This is a genomic window from Streptomyces sp. NBC_01707, from assembly GCF_041438805.1.
Lineage (GTDB): Bacteria > Actinomycetota > Actinomycetes > Streptomycetales > Streptomycetaceae > Streptomyces.
This window is the reverse complement of sequence record NZ_CP109190.1, coordinates 3,722,037-3,735,308: the sequence shown is the minus strand read 5'-3', so window position 1 is coordinate 3,735,308 and position 13,272 is coordinate 3,722,037. Positions and strand designations below refer to the sequence as shown.

Here is a 13,272-nt window from a genome sequence, read left to right as displayed (position 1 = left end):
GGCCCCCTCCTCTTCCTACCGCTCGCCGCCCGGCACCCACAGCACGTCGCCGACTTCCTTGTTCGCCGTCCTCGCCAGGATGAACAGGAGGTCCGAGAGGCGGTTGAGGTAGGTCGCCGTCAGCGCGTTCATCACGTCGCCGTGCACCTCCAGTGCCGCCCAGGTGGACCGCTCGGCGCGCCGGACCACCGTGCAGGCCTGGTGGAGCAGTGCCGCCCCCGGCGTACCGCCCGGCAGGATGAAGCTCCGCAGCTTCTCCAGTTCCTCCAGGAAGTGGTCGCAGTCCGCCTCCAGCCTGTCGACGTAGACCTGCTCGACCCGCAACGGCGGATACTTCGGCTTCTCGGCGACCGGCGTCGACAGATCCGCGCCCACGTCGAACAGGTCGTTCTGCACGCGGACGAGGACCTTCACGACCTCCTCCGGCAACTGGCCGAGCGCGATCGCCGTACCGATGACGGCGTTGGCCTCATTGGTGTCCGCGTACGCCGAGATCCGCAGATCGGTCTTGGCGGTGCGGCTCATGTCGCCGAGGGCGGTGGTGCCCTGGTCGCCGGTTCGGGTGTAGATGCGCGTCAGATTGACCATGCGGCCGAGCCTATCCGGGCCCGTTCCCGCTCCGGCGGTCCGGAACGCGGGCGGGCGCGCACGGCATGAGGACTTCACGGCTTGCTCGGCGGCGGGGCGCTCAACTGCGCGCGGTGCGCCACCGAATGACGTGTGCCGGTGTGATGTCCGTCATGTGAGACGTGACGCGTATCTCTTCACCGCCCCAGCGCGCCCCACGGGTACTAATCTCCGCCGGAGAGCATGTGAACAAGCGTTACGAATACGTCCGTGGAGCCGACGTGGGCGTCGGCCGTCGAGGATTGACACAAAGGGGTGCGAACGTGGCCAGGAAGCTCGCCGTCATCGGGGCCGGACTCATGGGGGCCGGTATCGCGCAGGTCTCCGCCCAGGCGGGCTGGGACGTCGTGCTGCGTGATGTCACCGACGAGGCCCTGGCCCGCGGGTGCGACGGCATCAAGGCCTCGTACGACAAGTTCGTCTCCAAGGGCAAGCTGGAGGCGGCCGACGCCGAAGCCGCGCTGGCCCGCATCACCACGACCACCGACCTCGACGCGGTCGCCGACGCGGATGTCGTCGTCGAGGCCGTCTTCGAGAAGCTCGAGGTCAAGCACGAGATCTTCCGGGCCCTCGACAAGATCGTGCGGGACGACGCCGTCCTCGCCTCGAACACCTCCGCCATCCCGATCACCAAGATCGCGGCCGTCACGGAGCGCCCGGAGCGCGTCGTCGGTGTGCACTTCTTCTCGCCGGTCCCGATGATGCAGCTCTGCGAGCTGGTGCGCGGCTACAAGACGAGCGACGAAACGCTCGCCACCGCACGGGAGTTCGCCGAGTCCGTCGGCAAGACCTGCATCGTCGTCAACCGTGACGTCGCCGGCTTCGTCACCACCCGGCTGATCTCGGCGCTGGTCGTCGAGGCGGCCAAGCTGTACGAGTCGGGCGTCGCCACGGCCGAGGACATCGACATCGCCTGCAAGCTGGGCTTCGGTCACGCCATGGGCCCGCTCGCGACGGCGGACCTCACCGGTGTCGACATCCTGCTGCACGCCACGTCCAACATCTACACCGAGTCGCAGGACGAGAAGTTCGCCGCACCCGAGCTGATGCGCCGGATGGTCGATGCAGGTGACATCGGCCGCAAGAGCGGGCAGGGCTTCTACACCTACTGATCGTTCTCGGCCCCCGGGTGCTTGATCTGCCGTCGATCACGCCCGGGGGAGACGGGGGTAAGTCCCCGGCTGCGGTGGTCCTTGAGCGGGCCGTTGTCACTCCACGGAGTGAATTCGGTATCGGTTCGCTTACAGACGGAAACTTCCCTGTCGTTGTCGCAGTCAGTTGTGACAGAGACAGAAACAGACAGACGACCGTGCCATGGAGCATTTCCGGGGAGCGCATATGCACATCAGGGGCGACCACGCCGAGCTGGTCGTCGGGGGCCGCCTCGACGTCCGAAGCGCGGCGGACGCCCGTACGGTCCTGCATTCGGCCCTCGACGACGGGGTCGGCGACCTGATTCTCGACCTGACCGAGCTGGATTCCTGGGACGCCACCGGTCTCGGTGTCATCATGGGTGCGCACCGCCGGGCCGGGCGGGCCGGACGGCGGTTGGTGCTCCGTGGTGTGCCGCCACAGATGCAGCGCCTGCTGGTGGCGACGAGACTGCACCGCATTCTGGCGATCGAAGGCGGAATCGCGGCGGATTCCCTGCCGCGGGTCTAGCGCGGGCATGGCGGCGCTCGTCCACCCGTACGAACCCACACAATCCTCACCGGACCGTGATGTCCTGGACGGCGCGGCACCCCGATGGTTCGTAGATACTGTGCGAAGGTTTAGGGTTCGGCCGTCCACCGATTGACGGATCCCACGTGGCGGACACCGGACCAGAAGCGACAGCAGGGCGTGCAAGGCCGGGAGGGGCAACCGTGCGCGACGCGTCTGGGGGGGTTTGGCGATGGACCCGACACACCGGGGGCCGGAAGTTTTCGGCCATGACAACGACGGCTACGGCGAGGACACCGGCCGACGACGGTCCCGCGACCCGTTGAGTACCGAATTCGGCCAGCAGCCGCAGCAGCAGGCTCGCGTCGTACAGCTCTTCCCCGGCGACTTCCTGCTCACGGTCAACCCGGTCGACGGCAGTGAGGTCGAACTGTGCCCCCCGGGGGAGCAGCCCGCCGCTCCGGTCCGCCGCACCCCCGCCGAGCGCACCGACCGCGAGCGTGCGGCCGCACCCCCCGTACCGCCGGGACCCCCCTCGCCCCAACTGCCGCTCCTGGAGCGCGCGGAGGAGCGTGAGCGGCTGGTGCGTCTGCTGGCGCGCGGCCGCTCGGTGCGGCTCACCGGTCCGGCCGGATCCGGACGGACCGCGCTGCTGAACGCCGTCGCAGGCGACTGCGCGGACCTCGCTCCGGACGGAGTCGTGCGGCTCTCCGGCCACAAGCGCACCGCCACCGACCTGTTGTACGGGCTGTACGAGGCGGTCCTGGACGCGCCGCTGCTGCGTCCCGACCGCGCCGCCCTGCTCGAACAGGTCCGGGGCATCGGCGCCGTCGTCGTCGTCGACGACCTGGAGTTCGGCGGGGCCGCGCTGGAGGAGCTGCTCGACGCGACGCCGGAGTGCGCGTTCCTGCTCGCCGCGACACCCGACATCGCCGCACCCACCGCCGACTCGCACCTCGAGGAGGTCTTCCTCGCCGGGCTGGGCCGCAGTGCCTCGGTCGACCTGCTGGAACAGGTCGTCGAGCGGTCGCTCACCGAGGACGAGGCGAACTGGGCGGGCGACCTCTGGTTCGAGTCCGAAGGGCTGCCGCTGCGCTTCGTCCAGGCCGGCGCCCTGCTGCGCCAGCGCGACATGCTGCGCACCGACCCCACCGCGTACGACGAGCACGGCTACTTCGACGGCCGGCCCGTCGACGATTCCTTCGACGCCTTCGGCCAGGACGCCGACGGCCACGACGTAGCGCTGCCCAGCCTCGGTGAGGGGGCCGCGCCCGCCGCGCTGCTCGCCTCCCGGCTCAGCGGGCCCGCGCGCGACACCCTGCACTTCGCGGTCGCGCTCGGCGGCGAGGTGCCGCACCAGGCGCATCTGCCGGCGCTCGTGGGGGACACCCACGCCGATGCCGCGCTCGGCGAGCTGGCCGGCTGCGGACTGCTCTCCCCGGCCGGTTCCCGCTACCGGCTGGCCGCAGGTGTCCTCGCCCAGCTGGAGGCCGCCGGATACGGCGAGGACGCGGCCGACCGGGCCCGTACGGCGGCCCAGCACTACGCCTGGTGGTCCGGGCACCCCTCGGTCACCCCTGCCCGCGCGGTGGCCGAGGCCGACGCGATCATCGCGGCCATGACCCAGCTGGTCCCCGGCGACGGGGCCGGACAGGTCAGCGCAGCCGTGCTGCTGGCCCGCAGCGCCGCCCCCGCCTTCGCCGCCGGGCTGCACTGGAGCGGCTGGGAGAAGGCCCTGCGGCTCGGCCAGGAGGCTGCCAGGATCGCCGGTGAGGTCGCCGAAGAGGCCTACTTCCACCACGAGTTGGGCGTCCTCGCGCTCTGTACCGGCAATCTCGACCGGGCCAGGGCCGAGCTGGAGGCCTCGATCGGTATGCGCGGCGCGCTCGCCGACAAGTCCGGGGCGGTGGCCGGACGACGCGCGCTCGCCCTGGTCTCCGACCGCTCCGGCGGACAGGTGCCCGGCAGCCGCCCGTCCGGCGAGGAGGTGCCGGCCGCGCGGTACGAGGTGTCGACGCGCCCGCCCGTCGCCGTACCGGTGAGCGGGCCGAAGGCCGCGCCACGTAGGTCCGAGGACGAAACCGCGCTGATATCCCGGGTCGTCCCGGCGGCAGGAACCGGTGCGTCCGGCGGCCGCAAGGCGGCGGTGCTGGGCGGCGCCCGGCGCAATCTCGTCGCGGCGGGCGCGGGCGTCGCACTGGCCGCTGTGCTCGGCACGGTCGTGACGCTCGGCATGACGTCCAGCAGCGACGCCCGGGACGGCGGCAGCGTCACGACCGAGCAGCCCGCCGACGAGGGCGACCTCGACGGCGGCCTGCCGGCCGACGAGCCGGCGGACGCCTCGACACCGGGCAAGGGCTCGTCGAGCGGGAGTCCCTCGTCGCCGAGCCCGTCCGGCAGTCGTATCACCCCGAGCGGCAGCGGTGCGCCGTCCACAGGATCCAGTGGGCCGAGCGACAGCCCGTCGTCGTCGGGCAGGCCGTCGACCGGGAAGCCCAGCACACCCGGCAAGCCCACCAAGACGCCGACCAAGACCCCTACGAACACTCCGACCACACCCACGCCGACCCCGACCCCGACGGACCCGACGGACACTCCGAGCCCGACCGAGACGCCGCCCGATCCGACCACGCCGGACACGTCCGTCTCGGCGAGCGGCCCGTCGTCGACGACGAGCGAGTCCGGTACCACGGTGGAGCCGACGGTGGCCTGAGACGGAACCCGTACGGACAGGCACCCGTACGCGCAAGGCCCCGGACCGCCGCTGTGCGGTCCGGGGCCTTGCGTATGCGAGGGACGGCGTCAGAACAGCCGCAGCTTGTCGTCCTCGATGCCGCGCATGGCGTCGTAGTCGAGGACCACGCAACCGATTCCCCGGTCCGTCGCCAGCACCCGGGCCTGCGGCTTGATCTCCTGCGCCGCGAAGACGCCCTTCACCGGGGCGAGATGGGGATCGCGGTTGAGCAGTTCCAGGTAGCGGGTCAGCTGCTCCACACCGTCGATGTCACCGCGGCGCTTGAGCTCGACGGCGACTGTCCTCCCATCGGCGTCGCGGCACAGGATGTCGACCGGACCGATGGCAGTGGGGTACTCGCGGCGGATCAGGGTGTAGCCCTCGCCGAGGATTTCGATCCGGTCGGCGAGCAGCTCCTGCAGGTGCGCTTCCACGCCGTCCTTGATGAGGCCGGGATCGACGCCCAGCTCGTGCGACGAGTCGTGGAGGATCTCCTCCATCGTGATGATCAATTTCTCGCCCGCTTTGTTCACCACGGTCCAGACGCCTTCGGTGTCGTCGGCGCCCTCCTTCAGTGTGCAGGGCGGTGACATCCAGTTGAGGGGTTTGTACGCCCTGTCGTCGGCGTGGATCGAGACGCTCCCGTCCGCCTTGACCAGGATGAGACGGGGAGCGGAGGGCAGGTGGGCCGTGAGCCGGCCCGCGTAGTCCACGGAGCAGCGGGCGATGACGAGACGCATGGTCGGCAACGCTACTCGACGACGGGTGCTCCACGCGATTCTCCCTCGGGCAACCCACCACCACCGCCTGTCACAGCCCTGCCCGCCCGCGGGCTTGCCCCTCTTTGCGCACCTTCGTTATTGGCCGGTTGTGTTCCCAATCTCCTGGTGCGGCCCGGACTGCGCCCTTACCGTGGAAGCAGGAGGTCGCCGTGTGTGTACGCTGCGTCGCCGTCCTCCTTCCCTGCCCGTAAGGCCCCGGCCGTCCGCCGGGGTCGCGAGAGGAGAACCCATGTCGCTCGACGTCTCACCGGCGCTGTTGGAACAGGCCGAGCGAGGCGAGGTCGACGAAGCCGACTTCGTCGACTGCGTCCGGACCTCCCTGCCCTTCGCATGGGAGATGATCAGCTCTCTGGTGGCCCAGCTGAAGGTCGACGGCGGAGAGTTCGCCGACAACCAGACGCCGCCGCCGGACGAGCAGGCACGTGGTCAGCTGTTGCGTGCGCTCGCGAGTGATGCGATACGCGGTGCGCTGCAGCGGCACTTCGGAGTGCGCCTGGCATTCCAGAACTGCCACCGCGTCGCGGTGTTCCCGCTGGACGCCTCGGTCGACGAGCGGTTGGCCCGATTCACCTCGGTGAGAGGTCAGTTGCTCAACCAGTCGCCCGAACTACGGGACTGCTGAACGCTTCTGCTGCCGCTCCGGGCCGCGGGAGGTGCAACTGGCTCCGGGGCGGCAGCTCCCCGTACTCATTACGGGTGTTCATGTCAGGAGTGGCAGTACCTCGGTGCCCAGCCGCGCTACGTTCTCCTCCGTGGCCGCGAGATCCCCCGAACCCTCCGCCAGGAGCGCGAACCTGGTGATGCCCGTCCGCTCGGCGGTGGCGGCGAGCCGGTCGGCCGCGAGCCGGGGCGGGCCCACCGGATGAAGACCGCACAGCAACTCCGTGTACGCGACCGGATCGCGCATCACCCGGTGCCTGCCGTCGACCGTCACATGGGCGTCGAGCCCCTGCCGCAGCCAGCCCGGCATCGCCTTCACGAGTGTCTCCACGGCCTCCTCGCGCCGGTCCGCGATCTGGGCGACGCCCGCGGACACATGGCCCGCGTCCCGGACGCTCTCCGGCGAACGGCCGGCGGCGAGGGCGGTGGAGCGCCACAGAGCGACCATCTCGGCTTTCTCCTCGTCCCCGCAGTGCATGCCGAGGAGCATCGGCAGGCCGTTCTCCGCGGCGAGTTTCACGCTCTTCGGCGAGGTGCACGCGACGATCACCTCGGGGCCGCCCGGCCTCTGCGCGGTGTCCTCGCGGTGCTCGTCGAGCAGTTCGTCGGCGCGGGGGACCACCGCGACCTCGCGGAAGCCGAATCGCTCCCCACGGCCCGCCACACGCGGTTTGCTCAGCCAGTCGAGCAGCAGCTCCAGCGACTCGGGGAAGTCCTTCTCGTACGCCTTCAGACCCCCTCCGAACACCTCCAGATCCACCCAGGGGCCGCCCCGTCCCACGCCGAGGGAGAACCTGCCGCCGCTGGTGAGATGGAGCAGCGCGGCCTGCTCTCCCAGTGCCACCGGATGCTGGGACGGCAGCACGCTCACCGCCGTGCCGACCCGGATTCTGCGGGTGCGGCCGAGCAGCAGCGCGGCCAGGGTGACGGCGGACGGGCAGACCCCGTACGGCACGAAATGATGCTCGGCCAGCCAGACCGAATCGAGTCCGGATTCCTCCGCGACCTCGGTGGACCGGATCGCGCGATGCAGCGCTTCACCCGGCCCCTGGCCCGGAAACTGGGCTGCCAGTACAAACGTTCCCACGCGCATCGCCAATTGCCTCCTTGCGGCCGACGCGGCTCTCCCCTATAGGCAACAACGTCTGACACGTGCCAAAGGCACGGTCCACGGCGAAGTTGTTGCGATTTTCCGGTAACCCGGTCCGGTCCCGGTCCCGTTCCCGGGCCACCTGGACGCCTGCCCCGTCCGAATGGCCCTACGCTGGACGGGAAACTGCCCGGCCCGCCCAGTGAGGTGTCACGTGTCCCCGCGCCGCAACCGCCCCCGAGGCGGCGAGAGTCCCACCGACAGCGCGAGCGAGGCGGGCGAGCGGTACGGCGGGGGTGGGCGCGCAGAGGAGTGGCAGGGCGAGCAGTGGTCGGTCCGCCCGGTGAGCGGGGCGAGCGCGGCGGGCAAGCGGTATCGCTGCCCGGGTTGCGACCAGGAGATCCCGTCCGGTGTTCCGCATCTCGTGGCCTGGTCCGAGTACGGCGGGATCGACGACCGCAGGCACTGGCACAAGGCCTGCTGGAATGCGAAGGACCGCCGCACCACAAGGGTGCAGCGGTCCAGGAACGCGCCGCGCTACTGAGCTGAGCTGAGCCGGCCGGTGACCGGTCAGACGTCGCGCCGGTCCAGCGAGACATGGGCGCCGATCATGGCCACGGCCGTGACACCGAGCATGATCCAGAGCGGCTCCCAGCCGGACGGCCCCGACGACGCGACGGACGCGTCGTAGAACGCGCCGAGCTGGCTGGGGATCGAGTACTCGAAGAGTGCCTGCTGCACGTCGGCGAGCGACTCCGCGAACATGAACATGGCCAGCACGAGCGGCAGCAGGACGACGGCGATCATGATCGTGATCGCGCCGGCGGAGTGCCGGATGAGGGCGCCCACCGCGAGCGACAGCAGCCCCAGCGTCGCGATGTAGAGGCCGACGCCGACCGTGGCGCGCAGCCAGTCGCCGCCGGTCGGCTCCACACCGCCCAGCATGGCCGTCTGCAGCACCGCGACGAGCGCGGTCGTCACGGTCGTGATGACGAAGGTGAGCAGGAAGAAGACGATTGCCTTCGCGGTCAGCACCCGGCCGCGGCTGGGGCAGGCCGTCAGCGTCGTACGGATCATGCCCGTGCCGTACTCGGAGGCGATGGTCATCACGCCGAGCGTGATCACGCAGATCGAACCGAGGAGCACCCCGAAGAAGCCGAGGCTGAGTACGGGGGTGTTGCCGAGCTCGGAACCGGACGCGTTGACGGCGATCGCCGAGAGCAGTCCGATGCCGAGCAGCAGCACGATCATGATGCCGAGCGTCCACATCGTGGAGCGCACGGAACGGATCTTGGTCCATTCGGAGGCGAGCGCGTCACCGAGGGTGGCACGCCGCTGCGGGATCGGTGAGGCGTAGAGGCCGGCTGGTGCCCCCTGCCAGTTCTGCTGCGGGGCCGGGGGCTGCTGCGGATACTGCTGCGCCTGCTGCTGGTACGGCGCCTGCGGGGTCGGCGGCGTTGTCATCGGGCGTCCTCGCTGGTGTCGCGCTGGGTCGGGTCTGCGGAGCCGGCGGCGGGCACGGCCGGGGCGGCTGCCGCCGGGGCGGGCACGGCCGGGGGGGCCACGGGGGGCGCGGTGTACGGGTTCTGTCCGGGCGGCGGCGGGGCGTACCAGCCTTGCTGCGGCACGTCCTGGACGGGCGGCTGTGCGTACCCGCCGCCCATCACGGGCTGCTGCAGTCCGGCCCGCTGGTCCGCCGTCGAGCGGTAGTCCACGGCGCCCTGCGTCATTCGCATGTACGCCTCCTCCAGCGAGGCCTGGTGCGGCGAGAGCTCCCACAGCCGGACGTCCGACTCGTGCGCGAGATCGCTGATCCGCGAAAGCTGCAGACCGGTGACGCGCAGCGCCCCGTCCGGCTCCGACATGACCCGGCCACCCGACTCGGTGAGCGACGCGGTCAGCTTCTCCCGCAGCTCCGGCTGCGCGTCCGGGACCCGCACCCGGGCGAAATCGGCCGAGTTGGCGGAGATGAAGTCCTTGACGCTCATGTCGGCGAGCAGCTGCCCGCGGCCGATCACGATCAGGTGGTCGGCGGTGAGCGCCATCTCGCTCATCAGGTGGCTGGAGACGAAGACCGTGCGCCCTTCGGAGGCGAGCATCTTCATCAGGTTGCGGACCCAGAGGATGCCCTCGGGGTCGAGACCGTTGACCGGCTCGTCGAAGAGCAGGACCTGCGGGTCGCCGAGCAGTGCGGCCGCGATCCCGAGCCGCTGCCCCATACCCAGCGAGAACCCCTTGGAGCGCTTCCTGGCGACGTCCTGCAGACCCACGACGCCGAGCACCTCGTCGACCCGGGCAGCCGGAATGCCGGCGAGCTGGGCGAGCGAGAGCAGGTGATTGCGGGCGCTGCGGCCACCGTGCACCGCCTTGGCGTCCAGCAGCGCACCCACCTGGCGCGGGGCGTTCGGCAGGCTGCGGAAGGCGTGACCACCGATCGTCACATGGCCCGCTGTCGGACGGTCCAGGCCGAGCATCATGCGCATGGTGGTGGACTTGCCCGACCCGTTGGGACCGAGGAATCCGGTGACGGCACCCGGCCGCACCTGGAAGGAAAGGTTGTACACGGCCGTCTTCGCGCCGTAGCGCTTGGTCAGGCCGACTGCCTCGATCATGCTCCAGCCCCATCGACTTATCTGTCGTCGGGGCCCAGGCCGACCGGCCGCACGCCCCCCGTAAGAGTTAGGAGGATATCCAGGCCTTGACGGTTCCGGCCAAGCCGTTGCGGGGGTGCGTCACCCACGTATCGCACCGGACCGGATCTCTTCCTCCTGCTTCCTTCCGCTTCCTCCCGCTTCCTCCGGGATCACGCGTCGCGCTTCTTGAGTACGAGATAGCCGCCGATCAGCGCGGCCACCACCCACGCCACCAGGATGCCGAGCCCACCCCACGGTCCGTACGGGGCCGGGTCGCTGCGCATGGCGTCCGGGACCACCTGCATGATCTTGGAGCCGGCCCGGTCGGGGAAGTAGCGGGCCACGTCCTTGGCGCCCGGGACCGCCGACAGGATCTGGGTGACCAGGAAGAAGAACGGCATCAGGATGCCCAGCGCCAGCATCGAGCTGCGCAGCATCGTGGCCACGCCCATGGAGAAGATCGCGATCAGGCCCATGTAGATGCCACCGCCGAAGACCGCGCGCAGGACGTTGTCCGCACCGATGTCCGTCCGGTGGTCGCCGAGTAGGGCCTGGCCGAGGAAGAAGGTGACGAAGCTGGTGGCGAGGCCGACCACCAGGGCGAGGACACCGGCGACCGCGATCTTGCTGAAGAGGAACGAACCGCGCTGCGGTACGGCGGCCAGCGAGGTACGGATCATGCCGGAGCTGTACTCCGTACCGACCACCAGGACACCGAACACGACCATCGCCAGCTGACCGAGGATCATGCCGGAGAAGCTGAGGAAGGTCGGGTCGAAGGTGGCCCTCTCCGGCGCGGGGAGGTCGTCGAACTGGGCGTTCATCAGTGCGCAGAGTGCCGCGCTCATCGCCACGGTGACGACGAACGCGGCGATCAGGGTCCAGGTGGTCGAGGAGACCGTACGGATCTTGGTCCACTCGGAGTTCAGGACCGCGGGTACCGATGCCATCGTCGTCACGCCCCCTTTCCGGGGCCGGGGGTGCCGGACTGCAGGTTCCACTGCTCGCCCCACTGCGGGCCCGCGAGCGCCGGTGGCGGCCCGGCGTGGTCGGCGTGGGCGTGGTACTCCACGGAGTCCGCCGTCATCTGCATGAACGCTTCTTCCAGCGAGGCCCGCTGGGAGCTCAGCTCATGCAGCACGATCTGGTGCTGCGCGGCCAGGTCGCCGAGCTGTTCGCTCGTGGCGCCGTCGATCTCCAGTACGCCGCTCCCCGATTCGACCGCGATGATGCCCGCCTCGTGCAGCACGTCGCGCAGCCGTTCCTGCTGCGGGGAGCGCATCCGTACGTAGCTGCGCGAGTTCTGGTGGATGAAGTCGGCCATCGAGGTGTCGGCGAGCAGTCGGCCCTGACCGATAACGATCAAGTGTTCCGCGGTGAGAGCCATTTCGCTCATCAGATGCGAGGAGACGAAGATCGTCCGGCCTTCCGCCGCGAGTGTCTTCATCAGATTGCGAATCCAGTGAATTCCCTCGGGGTCCAGACCATTGACGGGTTCGTCGAACATCAGGATCTCGGGATCACCGAGCAGCGCGGCCGCGATTCCGAGCCGCTGCCCCATACCGAGAGAGAACGACTTGGACTTCTTCTTCGCCACCGCGCTCAGGCCGACGGTGTCGAGAACTTCCGGGACGCGGCTCTCCGGGATGCGATTGCTCTGTGCGAGACAGAGCAGATTGTTGTACGCGCTGCGGCCGCCGTGCATCGACTTGGCGTCGAGCAGCGCGCCGATGTGCTTCAGGGGTTCCGACAGCTCGCGGTAGTGCTTGCCGTCGATCCGCACCGATCCGCTCGTGGGGTTGTCGAGATCGAGCATCATCCGCATGGTGGTGGACTTGCCCGCCCCGTTCGGGCCCAGAAAACCCGTCACCACTCCAGGCCTGACCTGGCATGAGAGGTGGTCGACGGCAACCTTGTTACCGAAGCGCTTGGTGAGACCGTCCAGCTCGATCATGCGCTCACGCTAGAACGGGCGCGCGCCCGGCGCCACCACAAGGGCGGAACCGGGCGCGCAAAGGGTACAGCTGAGGTACAGCGGGATCAGCGGGTCTGCTGAGCCGGGACCCCACGGGTGACGGGCTCGTCGTCCACCGGCGAACCGGCGGCGGCCACCGCGGCACCGGTCAGCGTCGCCAGCATCTCGCGGACGTTGGTCAGCTGCGCGTTGATCGAGTCGCGGCGGTTGGTGAGCGCCGCCAGCTCGCGCTCCGATTCGCTGCGGATCCGGTCGGCCTTCGCGTTCGCGTCGGCCACGATGTCCTCGGCCTGGCGCTGTGCGGTCTCCACCGTCTGGCGGGCCCGGCGCTCGGCGTCCGTACGGAGCTTCTCGGCCTCCAGGCGGAGCTGCTCGGCGCGGTGCTCGATCTCGGCGAGGCGCTTCTCGGCCTTGGCCTGACGGGACGCGAGGTCGCGTTCCGACTGGTCGCGGCGCTTGGCCAGGTTGGTCTCGAAGTCCGCGGCGGCCTGGGCGGCCTTGGCGCGGGTCTCCTCGAAGAGGGCGTCCGCCTCCTCGCGCTTCTGCGCCGCGTCCTTCTGGGCCTCGGTGCGCAGCGAGCCGGCCTCACCCTTGGCCTTCTCGACGATGCGTACGCCCTCGTCCTCGGCCTTCGCCTTGCGCTCGGCGGCGAACGACTCGGCGTCGTTGCGCACCTGCTGGGCGGCCGACTCGGCGAGCTCGCGGTGCTGCTCGGCGGCGCGACGGGCCTCCTCGCGCAGGTCCTTCGCCTCCTCCTCGGCGAGGCGGAGGATCTTCTCCACGCGCGCACCGAGACCGGCGTACGACGGCTCCGCGTCGTTCACCTGGGCCTGGGCGTTCTGCGTTTCGAGGTGCAGTTCCTCGATGCGCTTTTCCAGAGACGTGATGCGGGTCAGAGCCCTATCACGGTCGGCGACGAGCTTGGTAATGCGGTCATCCACCTGACCGCGGTCGTAACCACGCCGCACGAGCTCGAAGCCGAAGGGGGAGGAAGGGTCACTCATGGGGTTCCTGTCGAAGTAAGACCGGTGAGGTGATAGGGGGAATCCTAGGGGCCCGAGCGGCGTGTCATCGAGTGGATGCCCGTTTGATCTGGAGAATGACACCCC

At 69.9% G+C, this 13,272-nt stretch carries 13 protein-coding genes; 5 read left to right on the top strand and 8 right to left on the bottom strand.

Annotated elements, in window-relative coordinates; translation table 11 throughout:
• Nucleotides 1-15: 15 nt before the first annotated feature.
• A complete protein-coding gene (locus tag OG963_RS16705; protein ID WP_093772522.1) occupies nucleotides 16-588 on the bottom strand; it encodes a cob(I)yrinic acid a,c-diamide adenosyltransferase in 573 nt (190 codons plus the stop codon).
• Nucleotides 589-890: 302 nt separating this feature from the next.
• Here OG963_RS16705 and OG963_RS16700 point away from each other — a divergent pair, with 302 nt between their 5' ends.
• From OG963_RS16700 to OG963_RS16690, 3 genes are all read left to right on the top strand, one after another.
• Nucleotides 891-1,739, top strand: coding sequence for a 3-hydroxyacyl-CoA dehydrogenase family protein (locus OG963_RS16700; protein ID WP_371799202.1), 849 nt, complete (start codon nucleotides 891-893; stop codon nucleotides 1,737-1,739).
• A gap of 226 nt (nucleotides 1,740-1,965) precedes the next feature.
• Nucleotides 1,966-2,289 carry an STAS domain-containing protein gene (locus tag OG963_RS16695; protein WP_030916001.1) on the top strand — a complete coding sequence of 108 codons (324 nt, stop codon included), beginning with the start codon at nucleotides 1,966-1,968 and terminating at the stop codon, nucleotides 2,287-2,289.
• A gap of 232 nt (nucleotides 2,290-2,521) precedes the next feature.
• The gene (locus OG963_RS16690) at nucleotides 2,522-5,002 is read left to right on the top strand and encodes an ATP-binding protein (RefSeq protein ID WP_371799201.1); all 2,481 of its coding nucleotides are present in this window, start codon (nucleotides 2,522-2,524) and stop codon (nucleotides 5,000-5,002) included.
• Nucleotides 5,003-5,091: 89 nt separating this feature from the next.
• On the opposite strand, the gene nucS is transcribed toward OG963_RS16690, so the two are convergent.
• Nucleotides 5,092-5,763 (bottom strand): endonuclease NucS, encoded by a 672-nt coding sequence (gene nucS, locus OG963_RS16685; protein ID WP_030916012.1) that lies wholly within the window; start codon nucleotides 5,761-5,763, stop codon nucleotides 5,092-5,094.
• 271 nt (nucleotides 5,764-6,034) lie between these two features.
• On the opposite strand from nucS, the gene OG963_RS16680 reads away from it, so the two are divergent.
• Nucleotides 6,035-6,427, top strand: a complete 393-nt coding sequence (locus tag OG963_RS16680; protein WP_030916014.1) for an SCO5389 family protein — start codon at nucleotides 6,035-6,037, stop codon at nucleotides 6,425-6,427.
• A gap of 78 nt (nucleotides 6,428-6,505) precedes the next feature.
• Here OG963_RS16680 and OG963_RS16675 read toward each other — a convergent pair whose 3' ends face one another.
• Nucleotides 6,506-7,558: an LLM class flavin-dependent oxidoreductase gene (locus OG963_RS16675; RefSeq protein WP_093772518.1), complete on the bottom strand. Its 1,053-nt coding sequence runs from the start codon at nucleotides 7,556-7,558 to the stop codon at nucleotides 6,506-6,508.
• A gap of 211 nt (nucleotides 7,559-7,769) precedes the next feature.
• On the opposite strand from OG963_RS16675, the gene OG963_RS16670 reads away from it, so the two are divergent.
• Complete coding sequence (locus tag OG963_RS16670) at nucleotides 7,770-8,099, top strand: hypothetical protein (RefSeq protein WP_030916018.1); 330 nt, start codon at nucleotides 7,770-7,772, stop codon at nucleotides 8,097-8,099.
• Between the two features lie 26 nt (nucleotides 8,100-8,125).
• Here OG963_RS16670 and OG963_RS16665 read toward each other — a convergent pair whose 3' ends face one another.
• The 5 genes from OG963_RS16665 to OG963_RS16645 form a co-directional block, all read right to left on the bottom strand.
• Nucleotides 8,126-9,019: an ABC transporter permease subunit gene (locus OG963_RS16665; protein ID WP_093929370.1), complete on the bottom strand. Its 894-nt coding sequence runs from the start codon at nucleotides 9,017-9,019 to the stop codon at nucleotides 8,126-8,128.
• Entirely contained in the window at nucleotides 9,016-10,167 is a 1,152-nt protein-coding gene (locus tag OG963_RS16660) for an ABC transporter ATP-binding protein (protein ID WP_371799200.1), read from the bottom strand. The genes OG963_RS16665 and OG963_RS16660 overlap by 4 nt, the downstream gene beginning before the upstream one ends.
• Before the next feature lie 191 nt (nucleotides 10,168-10,358).
• Nucleotides 10,359-11,138 carry an ABC transporter permease subunit gene (locus OG963_RS16655; protein WP_030916033.1) on the bottom strand — a complete coding sequence of 260 codons (780 nt, stop codon included), beginning with the start codon at nucleotides 11,136-11,138 and terminating at the stop codon, nucleotides 10,359-10,361.
• A 5-nt stretch (nucleotides 11,139-11,143) separates the two neighbouring features.
• The gene (locus OG963_RS16650) at nucleotides 11,144-12,142 is read right to left on the bottom strand and encodes an ATP-binding cassette domain-containing protein (RefSeq protein ID WP_093772512.1); all 999 of its coding nucleotides are present in this window, start codon (nucleotides 12,140-12,142) and stop codon (nucleotides 11,144-11,146) included.
• Nucleotides 12,143-12,228: 86 nt separating this feature from the next.
• Nucleotides 12,229-13,167, bottom strand: coding sequence for a cellulose-binding protein (locus OG963_RS16645; RefSeq protein WP_371799199.1), 939 nt, complete (start codon nucleotides 13,165-13,167; stop codon nucleotides 12,229-12,231).
• Between the last annotated feature and the right edge of the window lie 105 nt (nucleotides 13,168-13,272).